This window comes from Acidovorax sp. Root568, from assembly GCF_001427445.1.
Classification (GTDB): Bacteria; Pseudomonadota; Gammaproteobacteria; order Burkholderiales; family Burkholderiaceae_C; genus Acidovorax; species Acidovorax delafieldii.
In genome coordinates this window covers 11,407-38,308 of record NZ_LMGP01000003.1, presented here as the reverse complement: position 1 = coordinate 38,308, position 26,902 = coordinate 11,407, and the positions used below count along the sequence as shown (strand labels likewise).

Here is a 26,902-nt window from a genome sequence, read left to right as displayed (position 1 = left end):
GCCCGCGTCCGAGGCGGCCAGTACGGCCATCACGCCCCAGCGGCGAATGCTCCGGGATATTGCTGCGGGTGGCTGCGGCTGCACACACCCACTGTTACATTGTGTGACTGCGCATCCCACCTCACTGGATTGATTGACCCATGGCGTCCAAGAGCAAGTACAAGTACCTCGTTTTCGCTGTCATCGGCATCGCTGCCGCATCGGGCGCTGCCTGGTGGCTGCAGAAGCCCGTGCAGCCGCAGCAGCGTGCCGAGGTCGGGGCGGGCGGTGCAGGCGCTGGCGCATCGGCTGGTGGCACCGCGCCCGCTGGTGCTGGCCGCCCCGTGGCCGTGGAAACGGTGACCGTGCGGCAGATGGCGCTGCGCGACGATGCCGAAGCCGTGGGAAGCCTGCGGTCGCGCCAGAGCGTGATGCTGCGGCCCGAGGTGGGCGGGCGTATCACCCAGCTCAACTTCCGTGACGGCCAGCGTGTGCGGCGCGGGCAAGTGCTGGTGCAGCTGGATGACCAATTGCCGCGTGCGCAGATCCAGCAAAGCCAGGCCGAGTTGTCGATTGCGCGGGCCAACCACAAGCGCAATCAGGAGCTGGTGGCCCAGGGCTTCATCAGCCAGCGTTCGGTGGACGAGAGTGCGGCCAACCTGGAAGTGGCCCAGGCCAAGCTGGCTTTGGCCCAGGCCACGGCCCAGCGCCTGAAGATCCTGGCCCCGTTCGATGGTATCGCAGGCATTCGGGGCGTGAACGTGGGCGACTACCTCAAGGACGGGGCCGATATCGTCAACATCGAAGACCTTGATGCGGTGTATGTCGATTTCCGCCTGCCCGAGCGGTTGCAGGGCAAGGTGCGCCCGGGGCAGACCGCGCAGGTCACCTTTGATGCACTGCCGGGCGCGCGTTACGCCGCCGTGGTGCAGGCCATCAGCCCACAGATCGATGCGGATGGGCGGGCCATCGCGGTGCGTGGCTGCATCGACAACCGCCGCCTGCAGCTGCGCCCCGGCATGTTCGCGCGGGTGACGACCGTGTTTTCCGAACGCAGCGACGCGCTTGTGGTGCCCGAGGAAGCCATCGTGCCCGACGGCACCAGCCCCTATGTGCTCAAGGTGGTGGAAGGCAAGGAGCCCAGCAGCAAGGTGACGCGCCGCACGCCGGTCAAACTGGGCGTCCGTTCACCTGGGTGGGTGGAGGTGGTGGACGGCTTGAGCGCCGGAGACCTGGTGGTCACGGCGGGCCAGCAGCGCATCCGCAAGGACGGCACCGAGGTGCGCGTGGTGGAGCTGGGCAAGCAGGGCAACGGTGGTGCGGCGGCCGCGGCAACGCGGCCGGCTCCGGGCGCTTCAGGTGCTGCGACTGGGGCGGGCCAAAAGGCATCGCCGGTGGCTGATGCGCCTGCGCAGAGCACCTCTGCGGCATCGGCATCTCCATCTCCTTCTGCCGCCCCCTCGGTGGCCCGCGTGATGGCGGCTCGCAGCGAACCCGATCCGCTGCCCGGCCCCAACCCTTGCCAGCTGGCCGGAACCTCCAGCCGGTCCACGCCCACTGGCAGCCGCCCTCCCGTCTGACGGACTGCCGTCCTTACCCTCTGATGCCTCTGGACTGCCATGCAACTCGCTGAAATCTCCATCCGCCGGCCGGTGTTTGCCACCGTGCTGTCACTGCTGGTGCTGTTGATTGGCGCGGTGAGCTTCACACGCCTGTCGGTGCGCGAATACCCCAAGATCGACGAACCCGTGGTCACCGTCAGCGTGCGGTATGCGGGCGCGTCGGCCGAGGTCATCGAATCGCAGGTGACCAAGCCGCTCGAAGACTCCATCGCCGGTATCGACGCCGTGGATGTAATCACCTCCATCAGCCGGGCCGAGCAAAGCCAGATCAGCGTGCGCTTTCGCCTGGAGAAGGACGCTGACAACGCTGCCGCTGAAGTGCGCGACCGCACCGCCCGTGTGCGCAACCGCCTGCCGCTCGCGGTGGATGAGCCCGTGATTGCCAAGGTGGAGGCCGATGCATCGCCCGTGCTGTGGCTCGCCTTCAGCAGCGATACACGCAGCCCGCTGGAGATCAATGACCTGATCAACCGCATCGTCAAACCCCGGTTGCAGACGGTGACCGGTGTGGCTGATGTGCCGATTTATGGCGAGCGCAAATACGCCATGCGCGTGTGGCTGGACCCCGAGCGCATGGCCGGCTATCGCTTGACCACGCAGGACGTGGAAGATGCCATCCGCCGCAACAATCTGGAGCTGCCAGCAGGCCGCATTGAATCGCAGCAGCGCGAGTTCAGCGTGACGTCCCAGACCGACCTGAAAACCCCGGCACAGTTTTCCGACATCGTGATCCGCACGGTCAATGGGTTTTCAGTGCGCGTGCGTGATGTGGCCCGGGTGGAAGAAGGCCCCGCCAGCGACCGCAGCCGCGTGCGGCTCAATGGCCGCGACGCGATCTCGGTGGGTGTGATCCGCCAGGCCACGGCCAACCCGCTGGAGCTGTCCAAAGGCGTGCGCGCCATGATCCCCTTGCTCAAGGCCGACCTGCCGCCAGACATCGGCATCGACATTGCCAACGACAACTCGCTGTTCATCGACCGCTCCATCAAGAGCGTGTACTCCACCATCATCGAGGCCGTCGTGCTGGTGGCCCTGGTAATCTTTGTGTTCTTGCGCACGTTCCGTGCGTCCATCATCCCCATCATCACCATCCCGGTCAGCCTGGTGGGCAGTTTTGCGCTGATGTCGCTGGCCGGCTTTTCGATCAACACGCTCACGCTGCTGGCGCTGGTGCTGGCCATTGGCCTGGTGGTGGACGACGCCATCGTGATGCTGGAGAACATCTACCGCCACATCGAAGAGGGGCTCGACCCGTTTTCTGCCGCCATCAAGGGCGCACGCGAAATCGGCTTTGCCATCGTGGCCATGACGCTCACGCTGGTGGCGGTGTATGCGCCACTCGCATTCACACCCGGCCGCACGGGGCGCTTGTTCGTGGAGTTTGCGCTGGCGCTGGCCGGGGCCGTGGTGGTGTCGGGCTTTGTGGCGTTGACGCTCTCGCCCATGATGTGTTCGCTGCTGCTCAAGCACAACCCGAATCCCAATTGGTTTGACCGCTCCATGGAGCGTTGGCTCACCGCACTCTCGGATGCCTATGGCCGCTTGCTGCGCTGGATCGTCACGGCCCGCTGGAGTGGTGCGGGCGCGGGGCGCAGTGGCGTGCGGGGTGCGCTGTTCCAGGCCCGCTGGATCGTGCTGGGCGTCATGGCCCTGAGCGGCGCGGCGCTGGTGCTGGTGTTTCCCAGCATGCGGCAGGAGCTGTCGCCGCTGGAAGACCGAGGCACCATTTTGGCCAGCGTGACCGCGCCCGACGGCGCCACGCTGGACTACACCAACCGCTATGCGCTGGAGCTGGAAAAGATCGGTAACACCTACCCCGAATTCGACCGCGTGTTTGCCAACATCGGCAACCCCACGGTGGCACAGGGCAGTGTCATCTACCGCACCGTGGACTGGGAAAAGCGCGACCGCACCACGCTGGCCCTGGCCAAGGAGCTGCAGCCCAAGGTGGCGGGCCTGCCCGGCGTGAACGCCTTTCTGATCACGCCGCCATCGCTGGGCCAGGGCTTCCGCTCGCGGCCCCTCACCTATGTGATCCAGACCTCGGACAGCTACGAAAACCTGAGCAAGGTGGTGGCCGCGTTCATGGCCGAGATTGCGCAGAACCCCGGCATCGTGTCCCCCGACGTGGACCTGCGCCTGAACAAGCCCGAGCTGCGCATCGAGGTCAACCGTGAACGCGCCGCCGACCTGGGCGTGAGCGTGGAAGTGGTGGCAAAAGCCATCGAGACCATGCTGGGCGGCCGCACCGTCACACGTTACAAGCGCGATGCCGAGCAGTACGACGTGATCGTGCAGACCGAGGCCCGGGGCCGCACCACGCCCGAAAACATCGACACCATCTATGTGCGCGGCCGCAACGACGCGATGATCCCGCTGACCAGCCTGGTCAACGTGCGCGAAAGCGTGAGCCCGCGCGAGCTGAACCACTTTGGTCAGCGCCGCTCGGCCACCATCACGGCCAACCTGTCGTCCGACTACTCGCTGGGCCAGGCCATCACCTTCATGAACGAGACGGCGGCCAAGGTGCTCAAGCCCGGCTACACCACCGACCTGAACGACACCTCGCGGGAGTTCAAGAACTCGCAAGGCGCGCTGGGCGTGGTGTTTGTGCTGGCGCTGGTGTTCATCTTCCTGGTGCTTGCCGCGCAGTTCGAGAGCTTCATCGACCCGCTGGTCATCATGGTGTCGGTGCCGCTGTCGATGATCGGCGCACTGCTGGCGCTCAAGTGGAGCGGCGGCTCGCTCAATGTGTATTCGCAGATCGGGCTGATCACGCTCGTGGGCCTGATCACCAAACACGGCATCCTGATCGTGGAGTTCACCAACCAGCTGCGCGAAGAGGGCATGGAGATGGTGGACGCGCTGGTCAAGGCCTCGGCCCAGCGACTGCGCCCCATCCTGATGACCACGGGGGCCATGGTGCTGGGCGCCATTCCCCTGGCTTTGGCCACGGGCGCTGGCGCCGAAACGCGCACCCAGATCGGCTGGGTGATTGTGGGTGGCATGTCGCTGGGCACGCTGCTCACCATTTTTGTGGTGCCCACCATGTACACGCTGTTTGCCCGCAAGGCGGTGCCAGGGGCCAACACAGCGGTGGCCGTGGATCAGCCAGCCCACCCAGTGCACCCGCACGACTATGTGGCCAAGTAGCCTTCAGTGGGAGTGCAAAGTGAGCTGCCAAAACAGCAGAAGCAAAGCAAGACAAGAAAGGGCCCGGCAGGGCCCTTTCTGCTTTCTGTTGTGCAGTGCCAGCGTGAGGAAGGTCTGGGTCCAGCGGGTTGCAGCGCGGGTGGCTTAGGCCAGCACCGCCTGCACCGCGTTCTGCAATTCCTGGCCGCTCTGCGGGCGTACCAGGCGCGCCACTTCCTTGCCGTCTTTCATAAAGACCAGTGTCGGCCACAGCTTCACGCCGAACGTGCGGCCCAGGCGCTGGCCAGGGCCGTCTTCCACCTTGACGTGGGCAATGTCCGCGCGGTCTTTCAGGGCGGTTTCGATCAGTGGCTGGGCGCGCTGGCAGTGGCCGCACCAGGGGGTACCGAACTCGACCACCGTGGCGCCGGGCAGGCGGTCCACATCGTTTCGGGATGGGGGTTGTGCAAGGTGTTGGGCGGCGTAGGGCATGGCGTGATTCGCGGTTTTTGAACAGGGCGAGAGGCTGGTTTCAGGTTACCTTGACGGCCGATGCCATGCACCGGCTGGCGGCGCATTGCCGTGTCAGATCACGCCCTCAAACACCATCACATCCACGGCGTCGCCTACCGCTACATTGCCCTGCCCGTGGTGCAGCACGATGAGCCCGTTGGCCTGCACCATGGAGCTGAGCACGCCTGAGCCCTGGTTGCCGGTGGTGCGCACCTGCAGCGTGCCGTCGGCCGCGGTGGTGACCAGGCCTCGCTGGTACTCGGTGCGGCCGGGCTTCTTGCGCATGGGCTCGGTGCTGATGGCGCGCAGCAGCGGGGGCGCCGCGCGGGTGCTGCCCATCATGCGCAGCAGGGCGGGGCGCACAAAGGCGAGAAAGGTCACCATCACCGCCACGGGGTTGCCGGGCAGCCCAAACAGCACAGCGCCACCGGTGGGTGCGTTGATATTATTTTGATAGCTGTCAGCGCTTGATGCACTAGCGCTTGAGACCGAAATGGCTTGATTTTCTGCGTTGCCGATGCGCCCCACGGCCATGGGGCGGCCCGGGCGCATGGCGATGCGCCAGAAGGCCACGTCGCCCAGCTTTTTCATCATGGTGCGGGTGTGGTCGGCCTCGCCCACACTCACGCCGCCGCTGGTGATGATGGCGTCGGCCTGCTGGGCCGCCTGACGAAAGGCAGCTTCGAGCAGTGCAGGCTCGTCACGCACCACGCCCAGGTCAATCACCTCCACCCCCATGCGCGTGAGCAGGCCGAACACGGTGTAGCGGTTGCTGTCGTACACGGCGCCTTCGCGGGGAGCCTCGCCCAGGCTCAGGATCTCATCGCCGGTGGAGAAGTACGCCACCCGCAGCCGGCGGTACACCGTGACGGTGGGCAGGCCCAGGCTGGCCACCAGGCCCAGGGCGGCGGGCGTCAGCAACTCGCCACGGGCCAGGGCCACGCGGCCTTCCATGATGTCCTCGCCCTTGAAGCGGCGGTTGTCTCCGGCGCGCAGCACATCGGCTGCGATGGTGATCTGGCCGTCGGCAGCGGTGGTGGTGAACTCCTGCGGCACCACGGTGTCCAGCCCGGCGGGCATGATGGCGCCGGTCATGATCTTCACGCATTCGCCCGCAGCCACCGTGCCTGCCCAGGCCTTGCCCGCCAGGGCGGTGCCCACCACGCGCAGGGTGAGCGGCTGCCCAGCCACCAGTTGCGCACCCGCAAAAGCGTAGCCGTCCATGGCCGAGTTGTCGTGGGGCGGCACGCTGACGGGCGAGATCACATCCTGCGCCAGCACGCGGCCCAGCGCGCTGAACAGCGGCAGCACTTCGGTGGCGGCAACGGGCTCGACCAGCCGGTCCAGAAACCGGTTCACATCGGCGGCGCTCAGCGCCTGCGGGTCGTAGCCTCGCAGCTCGGCGGCAATCTGGGCAATGGTTTTCATGGGTGGGATTCGCTTGAAGTCAGTGGGAGAGCAGCCGCACCATGTGCAGCTTGTCGTAGCCCACGCCATCCACCACGATGGCGTTGGGCAGCAGGCCCCAGGGGCGGAACCCGGCCTGCTCGTACAGGCGCACCACGTGCTGGTTGGACGCGGTGACGGTGAGCACCAGTTGGGTCAGCCCCGGCACCTGGCTGGCGGCCTGCACGCAGGCCTCCACCAGCATCCGGCCAACGCCCCGGCGCTGCGAAGCAGGCGACACCATCATGCCGACCACCACCGCACAGTGGCGCTGTTTGGTGCGTTGCTCGCGCTCGCAGCCCAGGCAGCCGAGCAGCTGGCCCGCCGTGTCGAAGGCGCCCAGGAAAAACTGGCCGGACTCCAGCGCGCCAAACCGCGCCACGTACTCGCTGGCATCGCGGCCCACGGAGGATTCGTAGTCCGAGGTGAAGGCATCCGGCGCTGTGCGCAGTGCCTCGTCGCGCAAAGCCTTGTAGGCCAATGCGTCTGCGGCGACCAGGGGGCGGATCTGCACCGCGCCAGCGTCCAGCAGGGGGCGACTGTTCATGGGGTTGGCGCGCGGGTCAGGCCTGGGGCGCGCTGCTGTTTTCCAGCGCGTGCAGCTCGGCCAGCGTGTTGGCGTTGAAAAAGGCCTGGGGGTCGTCGCCCGGCTGGTCGAACGGCACGATGGCGCAGCGGTGCTGGCCGGTCCACGCGTCGATCTTGCGGCCACCGGCCTGGGTGAAGGCGACCAGGCTTTCCAGCAGGTCCACGCGCAGCAGGCAGAACACCGGCTGCGGGCGCACGGTGACGTGGCCCTTGCCGTCGTCTTCCGGGGCTGCGGCCATGGCAATGTCGGCGCCCTCGGCGTCTGCCGCTGCCGCCAGGCGCTGGGCGAGGTCCAGCGGAAACAGCGGCGTGTCGCAGGGCACTGTCAGCAGCCAGGGGGTTTCGCAGCGCTCCAGCCCGGTCAGAAAGCCTGCCAGGGGCCCGGCGTAGTCGCTCAGCACGTCCGGCCACACCGGCGTGCCAAAGGCCTCGTAGGCCGCCAGATTGCGGTTGGCATTGACCATGGTGGCGCCGGTCTGCATCTGTAGCCGCATCAGCGTGTGCAAGGCCAGCGGCAGGCCGCGAAAGTTCTGCAGGCCTTTGTCCACCCCGCCCATGCGGGAGCCGCGGCCCCCTGCGAGGACCAGGCCAGTGATGTCTTGCTGATTGATCAATTGAAATCCTGTGGGCAATGGGTTGTGTGCTGGATAGCCGGCGCTGTGCATGAGCGCAACGCTTTTTCTACAGAGCCGCTAGTGTGCTGTCCCGCAAATAGCTGCACGAAATGAAATCGATGGCATCGCGCCCAGGGCAAGGCGCAAACCGCAGTGATAGCCGTAGCTATCGCGAGGATTTGCAACGCAGCCTTGGGGGTGAGGACGCGATTTCATGTGCAGTTATTTGCGGGACAGCACACTAGCCCCCGATGTAGCTCATCTCAACGCGGCGCGCACCCTGGCCGGTGTCAGCGGGCAGGCTGCTGCGCAACTCGGAGTAGCGGTCGTTGCGCTGCTGCCAGATGGGGGCGATGGCCGAGGCAATCTCTGCATCGCTCGCGCCCCCGCGCAGCAGGCTGCGCAGGTCGTAGCCCTGGCTGGCAAACAGGCACAGGTAGAGCTTGCCTTCGGTGGACAGGCGTGCGCGGTTGCAGTCGTGGCAGAAGGCCTGGGTCACGCTGCTGATCACGCCGACCTCGCCCAGTGCGGGGTCATGCCGGCCCTGGGCATCGGCATAGCCCCAGCGCTCGGCGGTTTCGCCAGGGCTGCTCGGGTCCAGCTGCACCAGCGGCAGCTCGGCGCGCAGGCGCGCAATCAATTCTGCGGAGGGCAACACCTCGTCCATGCGCCAGCCGTTGGTGGCCCCTACGTCCATGTATTCGATGAAACGCAGCGTGGTGCCCGTGCCCCGGAAGTGCCGCGCCATGGGCAATATCTCGTGGTCGTTGGTGCCGCGCTTGACCACCATGTTGACCTTGATGTGCGACAGGCCCGCCGCATGCGCGGCCTCGATGCCGGCCAGCACATCGGCCACCGGAAAGTCCACATCGTTCATGCGGCGAAAGATCGTGTCGTCCAGGCCGTCGAGGCTCACGGTCACGCGGTTCAGGCCGGCGTCTTTCAGTGCCTGGGCCTTGCGCGCGAGCAATGAACCGTTGGTGGTGAGCGTGAGGTCGGGCGCCACGCCATCCACGGTGCGCAACTGGGCCAGTTGCGCAACCAGGTCTTCGAGGTTCTTGCGCAGCAGGGGCTCGCCGCCCGTCAGGCGGATCTTGCGCACGCCATGCGCGAGAAAGAGCCGCGCCAGCCGCGTGATTTCCTCAAAGCTCAGCAGCGCCCCGTGCGGCAGGTAGGGGTAGTCCTTGTCGAACACTTCCTTGGGCATGCAGTAGTTGCAGCGGAAGTTGCAGCGGTCCGTCACGCTGATGCGCAGGTCGCGCAGCGGGCGGCCCCGCGTGTCGGTGAGTTGGCCCGTGGGGCTCACCAGCCGCGCTGGCACCGTGGCTGCCAGCGCGGCCAGGCGCTCATCGACCAGCGGAATCACGCGTTCAGACATGGGTGGGCTCGTTCAGCAGGACGGGAGGGCACATGCCCCGCATTTTCTCACTCCAGCCAGCGCACGTTCTGCAGGATCTCGTCAAAGAAGCTGCGCAGCGTCAAGGTGTTCATGCTGAACGGGTCGAAATCGGGGGTGCTGGAGTATTTGAGGAACAGCTGCCGGTTGGCGTCCAACGAGCCCAGAAGCCCCATGGACCAGCTGGTAAACCGGCGGTGCGGGATCTCGCCAAAGTCCAGCACGGCCGTGTCCTTGTGGCGCGTGTCCTTGAGCAGTCGGTGGTACAGCGCGTTGACCGCAGCACGGTCGCCTTCGAGCTGCTGCAGGAAGATGCCGTTGTTCAGGCACAGCGCACCAGTGATGCCCGCGCGGGCATTGTTGCGCTGCGACGCGCCCAAGATGTCCTTGATGTCCGCAGGGCCGAGCACACGGGAGGTGCGGCTGGCATAGGTCAGTTGTATCAACATGTATGTCTCCTGAACGGCGCAGTGTGTCAGGTTTGGTGCGCATCAGTGGGCCCGCCCGCCAATGACCCTGAAGATGGGTTCTGTGTTTTCGCAGGTGTGGGACCCGCGGATGGGGGATGTTTGATCTGGCGCAGGGCGTCTAAATGCTGCGTTGCAACAATGCGGGCATCCGATTTCAGGGGGTTCCCGTGCCAGTTCGCGAGCTATTGAACAGGTTCTCCGCCGACGCCATGCCATGCCAGCGCCGTGTGGCGGTGCAATGGGTGGCGGCGGGCATCCTGCTGCCCACCTGGGCCAATGGGGCCCAGGCACAGATGGGATTGTCGGGGGCCATCAACTATGCGGGCTGGTTTCGCGCACTGTCGCAGCGCATGGCCAAGGCCTATTGCCAGCAGTACCTGCAGGTGCTGCCTGCTGCGGCGGTGGATGTGATGGGGCTGGCGCGCAAGATGGTGCAGACGGGCAGCGGCGAACTGGCCCGAGGCATGCAGTCGGGCCAGTGGCCTGCAGAAGTCGGGCGGCAGCTGGCAGAAGTGCAAAAGCAGTTTGCCCTGCTCAACCAGATGACTTCGGCGCCCGCCACCACCACGGCCCTGGTAGTGGCGGCATCGGAACAGGCCGATCGAACGCTGCTCATTGCGCAGGCCGTGACCGAGGCCATCGAAAAATTGGCACAGGCCCCCAGTGCCCGCCTGGTGAACCTGGCGGGCCGCCAGCGCATGCTGTCGCAGCGCCTGGCCAAGAACTACTTTTTGAGTGCTGCCAAGGTGGATTCCAAGGTGGTGCAGGCGCAGCTGGCGTCCGATGCGGCGGACTTCCGCCAGGCCTTGCAGACATTGAAGGCGGCGCCCGTGTCCACATCGTCCATCCGCAACGAGCTGGAGTTGGCCGACTCACAGTGGCTGTTCTTCGACTCGGCCCTGCGCCGCCCGGCCGATGAGGCAGGGCTCAGTGCCGTGGCGACCACCAGCGAACGCCTGCTGGGCGTGATGGACAAGCTCACCAGCCTCTACGAGGCCGCCCTGCGCGAGGTGCTGGGCTGAGCCGCACCGCACGGCTGGGCGCATCCGGTCAGTGGCCGCCACAGGCGGCAGGCAGCGTGAATTCCGCCAAATGGCAATCGCGCCCCACCAGCACCAGCCGTGTATCCAGCGCGTCGAAAAATCCTGGCGGCGGTGGTAGCGGCAAGTTCTGCACGCGCTTGTGCGCGTCGATGCGGACCGCTGCCAGCTCATAGTCGCGCGCCAGGGCCATCCACAGGCCGTGCGCGCCGGCAGACTGGCGTGCGCCAGTCATGAGGCTGCGGCCAGAGTCCAGCCACCAGCGGTAGATGGCGGTGGCAATGCCCATGCGCCGGTAGCCGTGCGCTACCTTGGTGTGGGGTGCGCGCAGGTGGCGGTCGGTGCGCCGGTCCACCTCCACCAGCCGGTTGAACACGGTGTAGGCCACGATGCGGTTGCGCAGCGGGTCGATGGCGTACACAAAATATTCGCCATCGGCCTCGCGCAGGCGGAACACCAGCCCGCGCAGATGCAGGGGCAGCGGCTGCATCGCATCGCGCGTGCGGTGGTTGGTGCGAATGCGGTCGTACAGCGCATCGAATTCGCGCTGGATGTCGCGGCCCGACAGGTCCACGTCGATGCGCAGTTCGGTCAGCCACTGGGCCCAGCGGCCGGGGCTGGTCGATGCCTTGGTGGTTCCGGTGGTGGTGGCATGGCCAGGCAGGTGCAGGCAAAGGGCGCTGGCCATCATGGCGTGCTCCCCGTGCCCCCGGTCCAGCAGCCGCTCAGCAGGCGTGCCGGCTGTTCGCGGGCGCACACCTGGGCGCTGTGGGGCCAGTCGGGCAAGGGCACGTCCAGGCCCGCATACACGCCATAGGCGTCGCCCGCGGCAATCGTTTCACCCGCCCAGAGGCTCTCGCCCGCACGGATGGCCCCGCCGGTGTGAATGTGACCACCGGCCCGCACACCCCAGCCCACCTGCAGGTGGCCCTTGCAGTCCACATCGCCCATGGCCCACACGCCCCGGGCGGCCTGCACGGCGGCATCGGCTTGCAGATGCCCTCCCACCTTGATGCCGCCGTCGCAGCCCAGGTCGCCCACCACCCGCAGATCCTGGGCCACCCGGCAGTGGCCACTGACGTGGGCGGCGGCGCCGCAGTCCAGCTCGCCGCCCACACGCAGGCTGCCTGTGCACTGCAGCCGCTGCGCCACGGTCAGCGACCAGCCCACGCGCACATCACCGTGCAACCGTGCGCTGCCCTCGCAGCGCACCGCGCCCGCCACGCGCAGGTCTTCGCCCACGCGCAGCGCACCGCCCACCCGCAGGCCGCCCAGCACGCTCAGGCTGCGGCCGGTGCGCAGCACACCCTCCACATCGGCATGGCCCCGGCAGCGCACGCTGCCCGCAAACACCAGCGCGTCTGCCTCCAGGTGGTCCACCTCCAGCACATCGTTGGTGGGGCCGAACTGGTCCAGCATCCAGCACGCGTCTTCCACGCGGCCTTCGCGCACCAGGTCGTCCAGCAGCGCCTGGTAGTTGCTGGCGCCCTCCTGGCGGCGCAGGTACCAGCGGTAACCGTCGGCACAAGGCCGCTTGGCGCGGATGAAGTGGCGGGTGATGTCGGTGGCGGCAGACGCGTTGGCGATGGCCTCATCGGCGGGCAGGCTGTGCGCAAGGGCGCACGGGGCGAGCGAAATCTCGCCCGAAGGGAACGGGGGCATGGACACTCCTGACGTCCGCGCCCCGGCGGTTGCCAAGGCGCAAGCTGGCGCTGGGCGTGGGGCCCGGCGACAAGAGGTGCGCGAAAAGAATGCGGAGGGGAGGGGGTGTCGCCGGGCTCAGGAATCTGCAGCGAGGGTGCAGAGAGCGCGGTCACCGGCCTGGAGCGTGGCCTGCGAGCGCGCGCCACGGCGCAGCGGCGCGGTGGCGCTGGCAGCTGTGGCGGGAGAGTGGCTCGCAAACATCGGCGGCACTATAGGCAGCAGGGCCAGCACCGTCAAATCAATCCGCACTGCCCCAGTGCGGATTGGGCCGCTCAAAAAGGGGCGTGGTGGCTGCTTCACAGAGCATGCCGCGACGCCTGTTTGTTTGCTTGCTGACTTAAACGCAGCGCCCGCCATCCACCTCAATGCACACGCCGCTGATGAACGACGCCTCTTCGCTCGCCAGGTACAGCGCGGCGTTGGCCACGTCCAGCGCGGTGGAGAAGCGGCCCAGCGGAATGGTGGCCAGGAACTTGGCGCGGCGCGCATCGTCCACCGGGCCGCCCGCAAACTCGGCGGCCAGGCCGGTGTCGGGGTTGAACACGGGGTTGATGCAGTTCACGCGGATGTTGTCCGGGCCCAGCTCAGCGGCCATGGACTTGCTGGTGATGATGACGGCGCCCTTGGAGCCGTTGTACCAGGTCAGGCCTGGGCGGGGGCGCAGCCCGGCGGTGGAGGCGATGTTGATGATGCTGCCGCCACCCGCCTGGCGCAGTGCGGGCACGGCGTGGATGGCGCTCAGGTAGATGCTCTTCATGTTGATGGCGTAGACCTTGTCGAACTCGTCCTCGCTCACTTCGAGCATGGGGCGGTTGCGGTGCGTCCAGCCTGCGTTGTTCACCACCACGTCCAGGCGGCCGTACAGGCGCACGGCTTCGTCGACCATCGCCTTCACTTCAGCGGACTTCGTCACGTCGGCCTTGAAGAACGCGGCGGTGCCGCCGGCGGCCGTGATCTCGGCCACCACACGCTGGCCGCCCACCTCGTTGATGTCGTTGACGATGACCTTGCCGCCTTCAGCGGCCAGGCGCTTGGCGATGCCTTCGCCAATGCCGTTGCCAGCGCCGGTGACGATGATGGATTTGTTCTGCACACGCATGGGTGTCTCCGATGGGTTGTGGTGATATATCAAAATTGATAGCTACCAGCGCATATTCAACTAGCGCTAGCGCCCGATGGGGCTGAAATTTCAGTGGCCGAAGCTGTATCGGCCGCAGGGGCTGCCGGGGCGGGTGCCTTGGGCTCCCGGCCATAGAACTGCGGAAAGAACTCTTTGACGCCATTGCCGTTGAAGTCCCACCCCGTGCACTGGCCCAGATGGCGTGGCGGCTCGTCGGGGTGGCTGGCGGCAAACACGGCAGGCACTGACTGGAACGCCGCCGTGGCCAGGTTGAACAGCAGTTCGCGCAGGTGCGTGCAGCTTTCCACGCCGCCCAGGTGCTTCTGGATGGCCTGGCGCCAGCCGCGCGCCATGCTGCAGCCCACCATGCGCTGCAGCGCGGCCTGGGCCTCAGTGCAGCCCTTGAGCGGGTGCGAATCCATGGACACGTCCACCGCCTGCACCACCAGCTGGCGGTTGACGGTCACGCGCAGCCACATGTGGTGGATGGCTTCGCCCGCCAGGCGCGTGCGCGTCGGGTCGCGGTGCGAGGGGGCGTCGTAGGCCTTGCTGTCATGCAGCTCGCCTTCGATGTCCCACAGGCCATCGTCGCGTTCAAAGCCCTGGTAGTTCACCCGGCGGACATGCTTCAGGGTGCGGGGGGCGGGGGGGCTCAGGGGCATGGGGGAAGAAAAATCGTCGTACAGAAGCAGCCGAGGTTAGCGGGGCCCGCCCGTGCCGTCGTGCGCGGGCGGGACACCTTGTGGTGCTTCAACCGTACTTGATGGCGACGGTCTTCAAGGTAGTGAAGCCGTACAGCGCCTCAAAGCCCTTTTCGCGTCCATAGCCGCTGGATTTGACGCCGCCAAACGGCAGCTCCACACCGCCGGCCGCGCCATAGTTGTTGATGAACACCTGGCCGCTGTGCACGCGCTTGGCCATGCGGAACTGGCGCGCGCCGTCGCGTGTCCAGATACCGGCCACCAGGCCGAACTGCGTGGCGTTGGCCAGCTCCACCGCATGGTCCTCGTCCTGGAAGGCCATGGCCGACAGCACGGGTCCGAAGACTTCTTCCTGCGCCAGGCGGTGGCCCACGGGCACATCGCGCAGCAGGGTGGGGGCCTGGTAGTAGCCGGTCTCGGGCGCGTCGTCCACCACCACGCCCTGGGCCACCATGGGGATGCCGGCCACTTGCGCGTCCGATAAAAAGTCCCACACGCGCTGCTGCTGCGTCTGGCGGATCAGCGGGCCCACATCCAGGTCCATGGCAGCGGGGCCTACGCGCAGCTTTTCAAACGCCTTGCCCAGGCGCTCCAGCAGGGGTTCATAAATCAGCGAGTCGATCAGCACGCGCGAACCGGCCGAGCAGGTCTGCCCCGCGTTCTGCACGATGGCGTTTATGACCACGGGGATAGCGGCGTCCAGGTCCGCATCGGCAAAGATGATCTGCGGGCTCTTGCCGCCCAGCTCCAGCGTCACGGGGCAGTGGCGTTCGGCAGCCACCTGCTGGATGAGCGTGCCGATCTTGGGGCTGCCGGTGAAGCTGATGTGGTCGATGCCGGGATGGCGCGCCAGCGCGTCGCCCACCTCGTGGCCGTAGCCGGTGACGATGTTGAGCGCCCCGGCGGGGAAGCCAACCTCCGCTGCCAGCTGCGCCACGCGGATCAGCGAGAGGCAGGCGTCTTCGGCCGGCTTGACCACGCACACATTGCCCGCCGCCAGGGCGCCGCCCACGCTGCGGCCAAAGATCTGCATGGGGTAGTTCCAGGGGATCACATGGCCCGTGACGCCGTGGGGCTCACGCCAGGTCAGCACGCTGTAGCCGTCGGAGTAGGGGATGGTCTCGCCGTGGAACTTGTCGCACGCACCGGCGTAGAACTCGAAGTAACGGGCCAGTGCAATGGCGTCGGCGCGTGCTTGTTTGGTGGGCTTGCCGCAGTCGCGCTGCTCCAGCGCCGTCAACTCGTCCGCATGCTCCAGGATCTTGGCCGAGAGCTTTTGGAGCAGGCGGCCGCGTTCCACCGGGGCCAGCTTCTGCCACACCGCGTGGTAGCACTGGCGGGCTGCATGCACCGCCGCGTCGATGTCGTCGGCGTTGCTGCGCTGGATCTCGTCGAAGGGCTGGCCGTCGGACGGGTCGATCACGGGGATCGTGCGGCCCGAAGACGAGGGCACCGAGGCGTTGGCGATGTAGTTCAGTTGCATGGCCGCCATTTTGCCCGGAAATGGAATGTGTGCTTAGTATTTGTGTGAAAACACGCCGATGCGCCAGTGCAATATGCCTTGATTGCTATTGATTTGATAGTAATCAGGCGCAGGCACCCCGCAGGCCGGCCAGGTCCAGAATCTCCACCTCGCCGCGCTGCACGCGCACCAGGTGGCGCGACTCCAGGTCCTTGAGGATCTGGTTGGTGGTCTGGCGCGAGATCGCCAGCATCAGCGACAGCTGCTCTTGCGAGATCTCGATCACGCGGCGCGACTGCCCCTCGGCCGTCCACTGGCCGTAGCCCTCGGCCATCATCACCAGGCGCCGCGCCAGACGCTGCGGGGCGGGCAGCAGGGCCAGCTCTTCCATCGCAACAAAGGCCGAGCGCAGCTTGTCGGTCATCAACAAGGCCAGCGCATGCCAGTGCTGCGGGTGGGCCTGCAGCCAGTGCTGCAGCCGCTCGTGCGGGATGTGCACCAGGGTGGTGGGTTCGGTGGCCTGTGCATCGTGGGTGCGGGCCGAGTTGTCAAACACCGAGATCTCGCCAAACCAGTGCGGCGGCTCCAGGCGGATCAACAGCGCCGCACGCGCCTCGTCGGCACGCCCCCCGGTGCCCGAGATGCTGACCGCGCCGCGCACCACCGCATACAGGCCACAGGGCGCATCGCCGCGCCGGAACAGCACCTCGCCCGTCGGCAGATGGCGCAACTGCGCCATGGCAATCAGCGGCTGGGAAAAGTCGGGCGGCAGGTGGGCAAACCAGCGGCCAGACTGGAGGACAGGCAGGTAGGCGGAAGGGGTGGACATGGGATGCGATTGAACGTGGCAGGAGGGCGCGGCGGCTTTTTGTCGTCTGCACGACAGACGCTGGCGCGGCCTGAGAGCGAGTATTGATGCTGCGCAAAACACATGCTGGAGACACCCATGAAAACCCTGATCGACCACCTGTCCCAATACGCCGACTACCACCGCGACCCGCGCAACATCCACACCCATTTTGTGGGCGTGCCCATGATCATGTTCGCCGTCGTCATCCTCCTGTCGCGTCCGACCTGGATGGTGGGTGCGCTGCCGCTAAGCCCGGCGCTGCTGGCAGCGCTGGTGGCCAGTGTTTTCTACTTCCGGCTGGACATGCGTTTTGGCCTGGCCATGGCAGCGCTGCTGGCCGCCATGCTGGTGGGCGGGCAATGGGTGGCGGCACAGACCCTGGCCGTCTGGCTGGCCACGGGCATTGGCCTGTTTGCCGTGGGCTGGGTGATCCAGTTCGTGGGCCACTACTACGAAGGCCGCAAGCCCGCTTTTGTGGACGACCTGGTGGGCCTGATCGTGGGCCCGCTGTTTGTGGTGGCCGAGTGGGCGTTTGCACTGGGCCTGCGCAAGGAGGTGCAGGCGGCGGTGGAAGAGCGCAGCGGCCCGGTGCGCTTGCGTACCGGGCAACAGGCTGCGGCCCACCCTCAGTAAGCTCTGCGCTCGCGCTCCGCCGCGTTTGCTGCTTGAGCGCCAGGGCTTGACGGCCTCGCAAGGGCCAGCACGGCCCCTGCGCACACCGCACCCAGCGCCACCAATGCACACAGGTAAGGCAGCGCGGCAGACAGCGGCGCGCCCAGCTGGTTAAGCCGCAGTGATGCCTGCACGCCTGAGGTGCTGGGCAGCAGCCAGCGCAGCCACTGCAGCGGCTCGGGCAGGGCCTCCACCGGCCACGAGAAGCCTGCGACGAACGCGATGGGCAGTGTGGTGAACAGCAGCACCTGCAGCGCGCGTTCACGGTTGCCAAACCACAGCCCCAGCAACACACCCAGCGCCGCGATGGCCGGGATGTAGCAGGCCAGCAGCGCCAGTGCCCCCAGCGGGTTGCCGCCGCGCGGGTAGTCGTGCAGCACAAAGATCCAGCCAAAGTAGAAAAGGCCGCTGGCCCAGCCCAGTGTGCACAGCGCCAGCAGGCGGCCCAGCCAGGTGGTGGCGCGGGCGCGGTGCTGGCCGCTTTCCACCCAGGTGCCGGTGAGCATCGCAGCGCCCATCAGCAAGGTCTGCTGCAGGATGAGCAGCGCCACCGCAGGCACCACAAAGCTGCCGTAGCCCTCGGTGGGGTTGAACAGCGCCACCATCTGCAGTTGCACCGGCGCGCGGCTGGCGCGGGCCTGGGGCGCGCTCTGGCCGCTGGCCTGCAACTTGCGGATCTCGACCCCGGCAGACACGGTGCCGACGGCCTCTGCGAAACCGTATTGCACGGCCTTGTTCAGCAGCGCGTAGGCGCCGTTGGCCTCGATGCTGACCACGGCGTTTTCGCCGCGCACCACGCTGCGCTTGAGCCCGGCAGGGATCACCGCGTAGCCTTCGATCTCTCCGCGCCACAGGGCCTCCTGCGCCTCGCGTTCGCTGGCGGCGACAAAACGCACTTCAATGCGGGGGTCGGCGTCGGCAAACCGAGTGATCTGGCGCGACAGGCTGGTGTGGTCCCTATCCACCACGGCCACAGGCACGCGGGTCAGTACCTCGTCGGCATAGAACCAGGGGTAGAAAAAACCGTAGAGCACAGGCGCTCCTACCAACAGCAGCAGCACGCCCTTGTCGCGCACCACGGTGGCCAGTGCTTGCAACCAGGCGCCCAGCAGGCCCTGGCGGGGTGGCGTCGTCACCGGCATGGGTTGCATCGGTGCGTTCATCAGCGGCCTCCCCAGGTGTCTGGGCGCGTGTGCGCCACGGTCAGCGCCGTGGCGCCTACCAGCCACAGCCCTGCGGTGGCGATGGTCAGCGCCACCATCGTCGAGACGCTGGTAGCCACCGGTGCGCCCATTTGCAGCTGCTCGATCTGCAGGCGGATGTAGTGGGTGAACGGCATGGCTTCGGCCCACGCGCGTGCGCTGCCGGGCATGCCCGAAAGGGGAAACGCCACGCCGCTGAACGCAAACGCCGGTGCCGCAAAAAAGCCCGCACCCGACAGTGCGGTGCGCAGCGACCGCGTGATGCCTGCCAGCGCAGCGCCTGCGGTGATCGACACCGCCATCAGCAGCGCCAGCGCCGCAGCCACCCACCACAGGTTGCCCGGCGGGTGCCAGCCCCGGCCCCAGGTGATGCCCACCAGCGCCAGCAGGCCCACCAGCGTGAGTGTTGCCCAGGGCAGGGCGAGCTTGCCGACCAGCGCGCCTGCAGTGCGCACCCAGCCCCCTGCGCCCAGCCACTCGCCCAGCGTGCGGTCGCGCAGCTCGCGGCCCACCGTCCAGGCACCGGCCGTCATGGCCAGGATGTGCAGCAGCGCGGGGATCAGCGCTGCGCCCAGAAACTGCTCGTAGTTGCTGGACACATTGAACAGCGCCACCATCTGCGTGTGGATGGGCTCCATGCTCACGTGCACGGCCTGGGCGCTTTCGCCGCGTTTGTTGCGCGCGGCCATCTCGACACCGGCCGACAAGGTGCCCACGGCCGTGCGCACATCGCGCTGCAGCAGGCCGGAGTGGGTGGACATCTGCGCGTTGTGCAGCAGCGTGACCTGCGCGGCGCGGCCTTCCTTCACGGTGCGCGCAAAGTCGCGCGGGATGGAAACCACGGCGTACACGTCCACCGCGCGCAGCGCGCGTTCGGCTTCGGCCGCGTTGGTGAAGTGCTGGGTGATCTGCACGCCCGGTGTGGCGTCCAGCATGCGCACCAGCTGGCGCGACAGGCTGGAGTGGTCGTCATCCACCACGCCCACCGCCAAGTGGCGCGGCAGGCCGGCCGAGAAGATCCACCACAAGAGCGCCACGCCCAGCAGCGGCACCCAGGTGACCATGGCCAGGTCCCACGGATCAGCCGCCAGGCGGCGGGCTTCGCGGCGAAGGCTGCTTGCTATTGAGTTCATAGCTTTTTGCGCTTGTAAGATAAGCGCTGGAGGCACTTTTTGGGATCGGTTTTCCATCGCGCTCCACTCCCGTCGCGGAATTCGGAACAGGCGCGGCCCGGAGAGGGCAGCCGAGCAAGGGCCGCCCCGCAGCGAGGGCTGCGTCCCCCTGCCCGCAACGCATAGCGTTGCGAGAGCGGGGGGAAGCGCCGAAGGCGCTCAGGGGGGTGTCGCATTTCAGTTCACCAGCACCGTCATGCCGGGGCGTGCGCCTTCGATGGGGGCCGCCGGGCGCGCGCGCACTTCAAACGTGCGGGCGTCAAAGCCCTGGCCTGCGCGTGTGGCGCGCCAGGTGGCAAAGTCGGGCAGCGCAGCCGTGTGGTAGACCTTGAACTTCACGGTTTTGCCGCCCAGCGCGGGCAGCGTGGCGTCGAACTCGTTGCCGATAGCAAAGCGCTGCAGACGGTCTTCGCGCACATTCAGCACCACCCACTGGTCCTTCAGGTCTACCACCGTGACCACGGCCACGCCCTGGGGCGACAGCTCGCCCGTGCGGGCCAGCACCTTGGCCACTTCGCCGGCGACGGGGCTCTTGAGCTCGGTCTCGGCCTGGGCCGCCTGCACCTCCGCCACCACGCCAGCCACCTGGCGCGCCTGGGCGCTGGCGGCGGATCGGTCTTCGCTGCGGGCACCGGCGCGGGCCAGGTCGTACTGGGCCTTGGCGGCCAGCGCCTGGTCGCGCGAGGCCTTGAAGTTGGCCTCGGCCTCGTCGCGTTTTTGCGCCGCCACCAGGCCCTCGCGGGCCAGGCCGTCCACGCGCTTGAAGGACGATTCGGCCAGGTCGGCAGCGGCCACGGCGCGCTGCCAGTTCAGGCGGGCCATTTCAATCTCTTGCGGGCGCGCGCCGTGCTGGGCCTTGTCGGCCACGGCCTGGGCAGCCTCTTGCGCCGCCGTGGCCTGGGCCAGCTTTGCGGTGACTTCGGGGCTGTCCATGCGGATCAGCGGTGCGCCCACGGTGATCTGGTCGCCTTCCTTCACCAGGATCTGCGCGATGCGCGCGGTGACCTTGGGGGCGATGTCGGCCTCTTGCGCTTCGATCTGGCCCTGGAACACCTCGGGTGCAGGCTGCGAGGCCTTCCACAGGCCAAAGCCCACAAAGCCTGCCACGGCCACAAAGGCCACCGTGCCGATCACGGCCGCCTTTTTGCTGTTGTTCTTGCTCATGTTCGTTCCACCTTTACTCATTCCACCCGCACCGCATCAGCGCGCGCCATGTATTTGCCAAAGTCTTCCGACAGGCCGCAGGCCTCCAGCAGATCGGCCAGCGCCTTCACGTAGTCGTGGGCGGCCTGCGCACGTTCGGTCTGGGCCTTGGCCTGGTTGACCTGGGCGTCGATCAGATCCAGCGTGGTGCTGGTGCCCGCCTTCAGGCCGGAAATGCGCAGGCGCAGCACTTCGTCGGCCAGCTCCAGACCCGGCTGCAGCGCAAAGTAGGCGCGGCGCGCTTGCTCCAGGGCCTGCCAGCGCTTTTCCACCAGCAGGGCAATGTCGTTCTGCGCCTGTGCGCCGGTGCGCTCAGCCTGCTCGATCTGGCGGTTGGATGACTCGGCCAGTGCGTTGCGGTCGATGGAGTCCCACAGCGTCCAGCGCACGCCCACGCCAGCCACCCAGTCGGCGTCGCGGCCGGTCTTGAGCTGGCGCTGGCCAAATGCGAACACCTGGGGCTTGCGCAGTGCCTCCTGGGCGGCATGCAGTTGCGTGGCTTGTTCTTTCTTGGCGGCAACTTTGTCCAAACCTGGGTGGTGGGCCAAGGCGGTGTCGATGAAGTGGGGCAGGGGCTCGACCGGCTGGCTCAGCACAAACAGGGGGCTGGTGGGCGTCACAGGGTCGGACGCCTTCAGGGTGCGGGTCAGCGCCGTGGCGGCCAGCTCGGCATCGTCGCGGGCCTTGCGCGCGTTGCGGCGGGCCTCTTCCAGCGCGGAGCGGGCCTGCAGGCGTTCAACGCGCGCGATCACACCGGCGTCCAACATCTTCTGCGCGGCAGCGTCGTGTTGTTCGATGGTGGCCAGGGCCGATTCGCGCAGCACGGCGGCGCGCTGCGCCAGCTGGGCGCCAAAGTAGCGCTGCACCAGCAAGGTGGTGGCCTCGTGGCTGGTTTTGGTGGCGTCGGCCTGGGCCTCTTGCGCCTGGGCATCCAGCAGGCCCCGGGCCGCATTGCTGGCGCCCCCCATGTAAATCGGCCAGATGGCAGAGACCGAGGCCGTGGTGTCGCTCTTGCTGCGGTTGAGCGTGTAGCTGGACGGCAGATGCGGCAACTGGGCCAGCGAGCCCGCCAGCTGGGGTGGCAGCTGCGACAGCACGCCGGGCAGGGCGCGGTTCAGCGGGTTCAGGTCCACGTCCAGGTTGGCGTTGTAGGTGTAGGCCGCGCCACTCAGGTTGACCACCGGGCCGCCCAGGCGCTGCATGGCGTCGCGGCGCAGCTGCGCGCTTTCGACGGCGTTGCGCGATGCGGCCAGCTGGTCGGAGCGCTGCTGCAGCTGCTGCAGAGCGGCATCAAATGCCAAGGGGCCGGCGTGGGCCTGCAGGGGCAGCAGAGACAAGGGGGCCAAGGTGGTCGATGCAAGCAGGCATAGCAAGGCCGCGCCTGCCCGGCCTGTGTGCCGGGGCGTGATGGGATGGGTCATGGTGTCAGGTCGTGGTTGTCAGCGCGCACCCACGGGGGTGTAGGCGTTGCTGTGCTCTGCCAGCCAGCGTGCCGACAGGTCGGTGCCGTGCTGGCTGGGGTGAAAGTCGGGGCGCAGGTACTCGCGCCAGGGGCGCCAGGTCTCGCGCACCAGACCGCCCTTGCCGAACAGCGTGCGTGCGGCGCTGGTCCACGTGCTCCATTTCCACAGCGAGCCATCGCGGCGCAGGTTCAGCACCGTCTGGCGCAGCACATCGCCGAGGAACACCACCGTGATGCGGCGGAACCAGGTGATGCGCCACTCGTGGTTGCCGCCCAGCGCCTGGTAAAGGTCGAAGGCCGTGTTCTTGTGCTCGGACTCTTCAGCGCAGTGCCATTGCCACATCGTGGCCAGGCGCGGCTCGGCGCCCTGCAGTACCTCGGGGTGGGCGAGCAGCCATTCGGCGAGCAGGGCGGTGAAGTGCTCGTTGGCAGCGGTCACAGCCAGCGGATGGCGTGGGTCGGCGCCCGCAAACAGCTTCATGCGCTCTTGCGCACGCGGGGCCCATTCATTGGCGAGGCCCTGCTGGTCGAGGTGGCCGTTGAACAGCGCGTGGATGCGGCGGTGTGTGGCCTCCTGCCCGATGAAGCCACGCACTTCGTCGGCAAACTGCGCTTGCCTGTCGGGGGGCAGGGCCTTGTGGCCGTCACGCACGGCGTCGATAAAGAACTGCTCGCCCACCGGAAAGCTCATCGACAGCGCGTTGAACAGCGCAGAGCGAAACGCGTCGCCACCACACCAGTGGCGCGCAAATGGCGTCTCCAGGTCGATCAGCAGGCGGCGGACAACGAGTTCGGTCATGAAGAGGGCTCCTGGCGCAAGGGGGCCGCGCGGTGGTGCATGGATTTGGTACTTTGTAGTACCGGTGGATTTGTATGATGCAGATCAACTATGGTACTGTCAAGTACCTCGTCGAATTTTCTGCATTGCGATCAGCCTCCATGAGTGAAGTCACCGCCCCAATTGCTGCGCCCGCTGCACCCGCTGCGGGCACCGAACACCGCGCCCGCCTGCTGGAGGGCATGGCGCGCGCCGTGGCCGCCAAGGGCTATGCCGACACCACCATTGCCGACATCGTGCGCGAAGCCAGCGTGTCGCGCCGCACCTTTTATGAAAATTTTGCCGACAAGGCCGAGTGCCTGACAGCGCTGTACGAGGCGGCCAGTGGCAACGCGATTGCGGTGCTACGCGCTGCCATCGATCCGCACAGCGACTGGGAGGCCCAGGTGGAGCAGGCCATGGCCGCCTACTTTGGCGTGTTGGCGCGCAACCCCGTGCTGCTGCGCACCTTGTTCATCGACATCCTGGGCCTGGGCCCCACGGGGCTGGCCGCGCGCCGCCGCGCCAACCAGCAACTGGCCGACCTGATGCTGGACGTGGTGAACAACCGCCCGGGTGAGCGCAAACGCAAGACGCCCCTGCAGCCCATGATGGCCATGGCCGTGGTGGGGGGCATCAACGAGATGGTGCTGCACTCTATCGAGCAGGACCGGGCCGGGCAGCTGCAAGAGCTGGTGGAGCCCGCGGCAACTTTGTTGCGGGCGGCGATCTCGGCCGAGTTCTGATCGTTGTGTTGGAGACCGTACTGCGATCGGTGCAGCCAGCGCCTCACACCTCGTTGGCAATCTCGACCAGGTTGTCGTCCGGGTCGTAGATGTAGACCGAGCGCAGCCGGTGGCGGGCGCCCGTTGCTCCCACCGGGCCTTGCACGATGGGGACGCCTTCGGCCTGCAGGTGGGCGACGACGTCGTCGAGCGGCATCTGGGTGAGAAAGCACAGGTCGCCCGAGCCCGCCGTCGCGTGGCGCACATTGGGGTCCACCACCGTGCCCACTTCGTGCAGGTTGATCTTTTGCGCGCCGAAGTGCAGCGCGTACCGCTGGGGCTTGAACTCCCGCGCGGTCATGCCCAGCACACGCTCATAAAACGCAATGGTTTTGTCGATGCTGGCGACGGTGAGCACGACGTGGTCGATGGATTCCAGAACAATGGGCATGGTGTAGGGCGGGAGGATCAGGCGAGGGAAGTATGGCGCGCCAGTGTGGCGGGCTGCAGCCAGCGCTTGTTGGCCATAAACACCACCGTGAGCAGCAGCCCGGCCAGCAGGGCCATGAACCAGTGCAGGGGCGATAGCGGCACAAACCGGAAAGCGTTGGCCAGCCACGGCACGGTGGTGATGGCCGTCAGCGCGGCCAGCGTGCCGCCCGCCACCCACAGGCTGACCGGGGTGAGTCCCGCCCACAGGCTGCGCCACACCGTCTGGCTGCTGCGGCTGGGCAGGATGAGCGCGGCGTTGGCGGCCACCAGCACCACAAACGCGGCCGTGCTGGCGGTGGCGGCATGTGCGGGCTGGCGCAGCAGCCAGGCATACAGGCCCACCACGGCAGCGGTCACCACGCTGCCCTGCAGCACGCTCAGCAGGATGTGGCGGGCGGACAGCAGGGGTTCGTCGGCTGCGCGCGGCGGCTGCTGCATGAGGTCGGCAGCGCCTTCTTCGGCCTCGAACACGATGGAGCAGGCCGGGTCGATGACCAGCTCCAGAAACGCGATGTGCAGCGGCGCCAGCACCAGCGGCAGCCCGAACAGCACCGGCAGCAGCGCCAGCCCAATGATGGGTACGTGCACCGCCAGCGTGTAGACCATGGCCTGGCGCAGGTTGGCAAAGGTCTGCCGCCCCCGGTGAATCGCCAGCACGATGGCCGCGAAGTCGTCGTGCAGCAGCACCAGGGCAGCGGCCTCGCGGGCTACGTCGGTGCCGCGCTGGCCCATGGCGATGCCGATGTGTGCGGCCTTGAGGGCCGGGGCATCGTTCACGCCGTCACCGGTCATGGCCACCACCTCGCCCTGGGCCTTGAGGGCTTCCACCAGCGCCAGCTTCTGATGCGGCTTGATGCGCGCAAACACGCTGACCTGCCGGACCTGGTCGGCCAGCACCTGCGGCGGCATGTGGGCCAGCTCGTCGCCGGTGATCACGCGGTCGCTGGCGATGCCTGCCTGGGCGGCAATGGCGCGCGCGGTGCGGGGGTGGTCGCCGGTGATCATCACCACGCGAATGCCCGCCTGGCGGCACTGCGCAACGGCCTGGGGCACCTCGGGGCGCAGCGGGTCTGCCAGGGCCACCAGGCCCAGCCATTCAAAGTCAAAGCCGTGCTGGGCGTCGGGCCAGGTGTCTTGCGTGCCGTGCCGGGCCTTTGCCACGCCCAGCACCCGCAGGCCCCGGTCCGCCAGGCGCGCGGCCTGGGCGCTGACGGCGGCGCGCTCGGCGTCGGGCAGGTGGCAGAGGTCGGCCACGGCTTCGGGCGCGCCCTTGGTGGCTACCGTGTCGTGCGCCGAGGTGCCATCGCGCCACAGGTGGCTCATGGCCAGCAGCTGGGGCGACAGCTCGTACTCGCGCGCCAGCGACCATGCGGGATGCAGGTGCTCGGTGTCCACCAGGTGGTCCGCCGCCATGCGATGAAAGGCCTGCTCCATGGGGTCGTGCGGTTCTATCTCGCTGGCCAGCACGGCGTATTCGAGCAGTTCGTGGAAGGCATCGGGCAGCGCGCTGCCATCCGCCGCGGCTGGCAGGTGTTGCACATCCAGCTCCTTGCCCGCAATGCAGAGCGCCGCCACCGCCATGCGGTTTTGGGTGAGCGTGCCGGTCTTGTCCACGCACAGCACGGTGGTCTGGCCCAGTGTCTCGATGGCGTTGAGCCGCCGCGTGAGCACCTGCTGCGCCGCCAGCCGCCGAGCGGCCAGGGCCAGGAAGATGATCATGATCACGGGCAGTTCTTGCGGTAGCACCCCCATGGCCAGCGTGATGCCTGCCAGCACGGCCTGCAGCCAGTCGCCCCGCAGCGCCCAGAACAGGGCCACCAGCAGCGCGCACAGCGACAGGCCAATGACCACCAGCTTGCGCGTGAGCCGCGCCATTTCCTCGCGCAGCGGCGAGGCCTGCAGGGCAATGGTGTCGAGCGACTGGCCAATGCGGCCCAGTTCGGTGTGGCGTCCCACGCCGGTCACCCGCAGCAGGCCCTGGCCGCTGACCACCAGCGTGCCCGCAAACACCTTGTCGGCAGGTTGTTTGGCCACAGGCTCCGACTCGCCGGTCAGCATCGACTCGTTGGCGGCCAGCTCGTGGGCCTGCAGCAGCGTTCCGTCGGCCGGGATGCGGTCTCCCTCGGCAATCATCAGCAGGTCTTCGCGCACCACGTCGCGGCCGGCAATGTGCACCATGGTGCCGCCGCGCAACGCCAGGGCCCGGGGGCTGGAGAGGTCGCGCAGGGTGTTCAGCGCGTTGTCGGTGCGGCGCTCCTGCAGCACCGTGATCGCCATGATGATGACCACGAAGCCCAGCAGGATCATTGCCTCGTGCGCGTCGCCCATGGCGAGGTAAATGGCACCTGCACCCAGCAGGAGCAGGAACATGGGCTCGGTGACCACGTCCCAGGCCATGTCGCGCAGCGTGCGGCGCTGGCTGATGCCCAGTTCGTTGGGGCCTTCTTCACGCAGGCGCTGGGCGGCCAGTGCCGGGTCGAGGCCAGCGGGGGAGTCGGTATTGGGCATGTGGGGCTTGAG

24 protein-coding genes are annotated in these 26,902 nt (G+C 67.4%); 5 read left to right on the top strand and 19 right to left on the bottom strand.

Annotation, left to right across the window (positions count from 1 at the left end):
- The first annotated feature begins 140 nt into the window (after positions 1 to 140).
- Both ASD75_RS04385 and ASD75_RS04380 read left to right on the top strand, forming a co-directional pair.
- Positions 141 to 1,559, top strand: coding sequence for an efflux RND transporter periplasmic adaptor subunit (locus tag ASD75_RS04385; RefSeq protein ID WP_056743553.1), 1,419 nt, complete (start codon positions 141 to 143; stop codon positions 1,557 to 1,559).
- A gap of 39 nt (positions 1,560 to 1,598) precedes the next feature.
- The gene (locus ASD75_RS04380; RefSeq protein WP_056743551.1) at positions 1,599 to 4,754 is read left to right on the top strand and encodes an efflux RND transporter permease subunit; all 3,156 of its coding nucleotides are present in this window, start codon (positions 1,599 to 1,601) and stop codon (positions 4,752 to 4,754) included.
- Between the two features lie 144 nt (positions 4,755 to 4,898).
- Here ASD75_RS04380 and ASD75_RS04375 read toward each other — a convergent pair whose 3' ends face one another.
- The 6 genes from ASD75_RS04375 to ASD75_RS04350 all read right to left on the bottom strand — a co-directional run bounded on the left by ASD75_RS04375 (position 4,899) and on the right by ASD75_RS04350 (position 9,739).
- Positions 4,899 to 5,225 (bottom strand): thioredoxin family protein, encoded by a 327-nt coding sequence (locus tag ASD75_RS04375; RefSeq protein WP_056743549.1) that lies wholly within the window; start codon positions 5,223 to 5,225, stop codon positions 4,899 to 4,901.
- 93 nt (positions 5,226 to 5,318) lie between these two features.
- Entirely contained in the window at positions 5,319 to 6,674 is a 1,356-nt protein-coding gene (locus ASD75_RS04370; protein WP_056743547.1) for a molybdopterin molybdotransferase MoeA, read from the bottom strand.
- Positions 6,675 to 6,693: 19 nt separating this feature from the next.
- On the bottom strand, positions 6,694 to 7,239 hold the full coding sequence (locus ASD75_RS04365) for a GNAT family N-acetyltransferase (RefSeq protein WP_056743544.1): 546 nt from the start codon (positions 7,237 to 7,239) through the stop codon (positions 6,694 to 6,696).
- A 16-nt stretch (positions 7,240 to 7,255) separates the two neighbouring features.
- A complete protein-coding gene (mobA, locus tag ASD75_RS04360) occupies positions 7,256 to 7,894 on the bottom strand; it encodes a molybdenum cofactor guanylyltransferase MobA (protein ID WP_056743543.1) in 639 nt (212 codons plus the stop codon).
- 241 nt (positions 7,895 to 8,135) lie between these two features.
- Entirely contained in the window at positions 8,136 to 9,272 is a 1,137-nt protein-coding gene (gene moaA, locus ASD75_RS04355; protein WP_056743540.1) for a GTP 3',8-cyclase MoaA, read from the bottom strand.
- Between the two features lie 47 nt (positions 9,273 to 9,319).
- On the bottom strand, positions 9,320 to 9,739 hold the full coding sequence (locus ASD75_RS04350; RefSeq protein WP_056067298.1) for a BLUF domain-containing protein: 420 nt from the start codon (positions 9,737 to 9,739) through the stop codon (positions 9,320 to 9,322).
- Between the two features lie 230 nt (positions 9,740 to 9,969).
- On the opposite strand from ASD75_RS04350, the gene ASD75_RS04345 reads away from it, so the two are divergent.
- On the top strand, positions 9,970 to 10,782 hold the full coding sequence (locus ASD75_RS04345) for a type IV pili methyl-accepting chemotaxis transducer N-terminal domain-containing protein (RefSeq protein ID WP_056743538.1): 813 nt from the start codon (positions 9,970 to 9,972) through the stop codon (positions 10,780 to 10,782).
- A 28-nt stretch (positions 10,783 to 10,810) separates the two neighbouring features.
- On the opposite strand, the gene ASD75_RS04340 is transcribed toward ASD75_RS04345, so the two are convergent.
- The 6 genes from ASD75_RS04340 to ASD75_RS04315 all read right to left on the bottom strand — a co-directional run bounded on the left by ASD75_RS04340 (position 10,811) and on the right by ASD75_RS04315 (position 16,616).
- Entirely contained in the window at positions 10,811 to 11,488 is a 678-nt protein-coding gene (locus tag ASD75_RS04340; protein ID WP_235511539.1) for a hypothetical protein, read from the bottom strand.
- A complete protein-coding gene (locus ASD75_RS04335) occupies positions 11,488 to 12,462 on the bottom strand; it encodes a hypothetical protein (protein WP_082564886.1) in 975 nt (324 codons plus the stop codon). The genes ASD75_RS04340 and ASD75_RS04335 overlap by 1 nt, the downstream gene beginning before the upstream one ends.
- Positions 12,463 to 12,841: 379 nt before the next feature.
- Entirely contained in the window at positions 12,842 to 13,603 is a 762-nt protein-coding gene (locus ASD75_RS04330; protein ID WP_056067300.1) for an SDR family oxidoreductase, read from the bottom strand.
- 56 nt (positions 13,604 to 13,659) lie between these two features.
- Positions 13,660 to 14,286: a DUF2889 domain-containing protein gene (locus tag ASD75_RS04325; RefSeq protein ID WP_056743536.1), complete on the bottom strand. Its 627-nt coding sequence runs from the start codon at positions 14,284 to 14,286 to the stop codon at positions 13,660 to 13,662.
- 88 nt (positions 14,287 to 14,374) lie between these two features.
- Complete coding sequence (locus ASD75_RS04320) at positions 14,375 to 15,808, bottom strand: aldehyde dehydrogenase family protein (RefSeq protein ID WP_056743706.1); 1,434 nt, start codon at positions 15,806 to 15,808, stop codon at positions 14,375 to 14,377.
- Between the two features lie 103 nt (positions 15,809 to 15,911).
- Positions 15,912 to 16,616, bottom strand: a complete 705-nt coding sequence (locus tag ASD75_RS04315) for a Crp/Fnr family transcriptional regulator (protein WP_056743535.1) — start codon at positions 16,614 to 16,616, stop codon at positions 15,912 to 15,914.
- A gap of 117 nt (positions 16,617 to 16,733) precedes the next feature.
- On the opposite strand from ASD75_RS04315, the gene ASD75_RS04310 reads away from it, so the two are divergent.
- Complete coding sequence (locus ASD75_RS04310; RefSeq protein WP_056067306.1) at positions 16,734 to 17,270, top strand: DUF962 domain-containing protein; 537 nt, start codon at positions 16,734 to 16,736, stop codon at positions 17,268 to 17,270.
- Here ASD75_RS04310 and ASD75_RS04305 read toward each other — a convergent pair.
- The 5 genes from ASD75_RS04305 to ASD75_RS04285 all read right to left on the bottom strand — a co-directional run bounded on the left by ASD75_RS04305 (position 17,264) and on the right by ASD75_RS04285 (position 23,147).
- On the bottom strand, positions 17,264 to 18,472 hold the full coding sequence (locus ASD75_RS04305; RefSeq protein WP_200947562.1) for an ABC transporter permease: 1,209 nt from the start codon (positions 18,470 to 18,472) through the stop codon (positions 17,264 to 17,266). The two genes, ASD75_RS04310 and ASD75_RS04305, sit on opposite strands and share 7 nt — an antisense overlap.
- Entirely contained in the window at positions 18,472 to 19,644 is a 1,173-nt protein-coding gene (locus ASD75_RS04300; RefSeq protein WP_056743533.1) for an ABC transporter permease, read from the bottom strand. The genes ASD75_RS04305 and ASD75_RS04300 overlap by 1 nt, the downstream gene beginning before the upstream one ends.
- Positions 19,645 to 19,860: 216 nt before the next feature.
- Positions 19,861 to 20,847, bottom strand: coding sequence for an HlyD family secretion protein (locus ASD75_RS04295; protein WP_056743531.1), 987 nt, complete (start codon positions 20,845 to 20,847; stop codon positions 19,861 to 19,863).
- A gap of 17 nt (positions 20,848 to 20,864) precedes the next feature.
- Positions 20,865 to 22,307 (bottom strand): TolC family protein, encoded by a 1,443-nt coding sequence (locus tag ASD75_RS04290; protein WP_235511538.1) that lies wholly within the window; start codon positions 22,305 to 22,307, stop codon positions 20,865 to 20,867.
- Positions 22,308 to 22,325: 18 nt separating this feature from the next.
- Positions 22,326 to 23,147, bottom strand: a complete 822-nt coding sequence (locus ASD75_RS04285; protein ID WP_056743529.1) for a metal-dependent hydrolase — start codon at positions 23,145 to 23,147, stop codon at positions 22,326 to 22,328.
- Between the two features lie 140 nt (positions 23,148 to 23,287).
- Here ASD75_RS04285 and ASD75_RS04280 point away from each other — a divergent pair, with 140 nt between their 5' ends.
- On the top strand, positions 23,288 to 23,911 hold the full coding sequence (locus ASD75_RS04280; RefSeq protein ID WP_056743527.1) for a TetR/AcrR family transcriptional regulator: 624 nt from the start codon (positions 23,288 to 23,290) through the stop codon (positions 23,909 to 23,911).
- 43 nt (positions 23,912 to 23,954) lie between these two features.
- Here ASD75_RS04280 and ASD75_RS04275 read toward each other — a convergent pair whose 3' ends face one another.
- Both ASD75_RS04275 and ASD75_RS04270 read right to left on the bottom strand, forming a co-directional pair.
- Positions 23,955 to 24,341, bottom strand: a complete 387-nt coding sequence (locus ASD75_RS04275; RefSeq protein ID WP_056743524.1) for a VOC family protein — start codon at positions 24,339 to 24,341, stop codon at positions 23,955 to 23,957.
- 17 nt (positions 24,342 to 24,358) lie between these two features.
- Positions 24,359 to 26,890: a cation-translocating P-type ATPase gene (locus ASD75_RS04270; RefSeq protein WP_056743522.1), complete on the bottom strand. Its 2,532-nt coding sequence runs from the start codon at positions 26,888 to 26,890 to the stop codon at positions 24,359 to 24,361.
- Positions 26,891 to 26,902 lie beyond the last annotated feature (12 nt).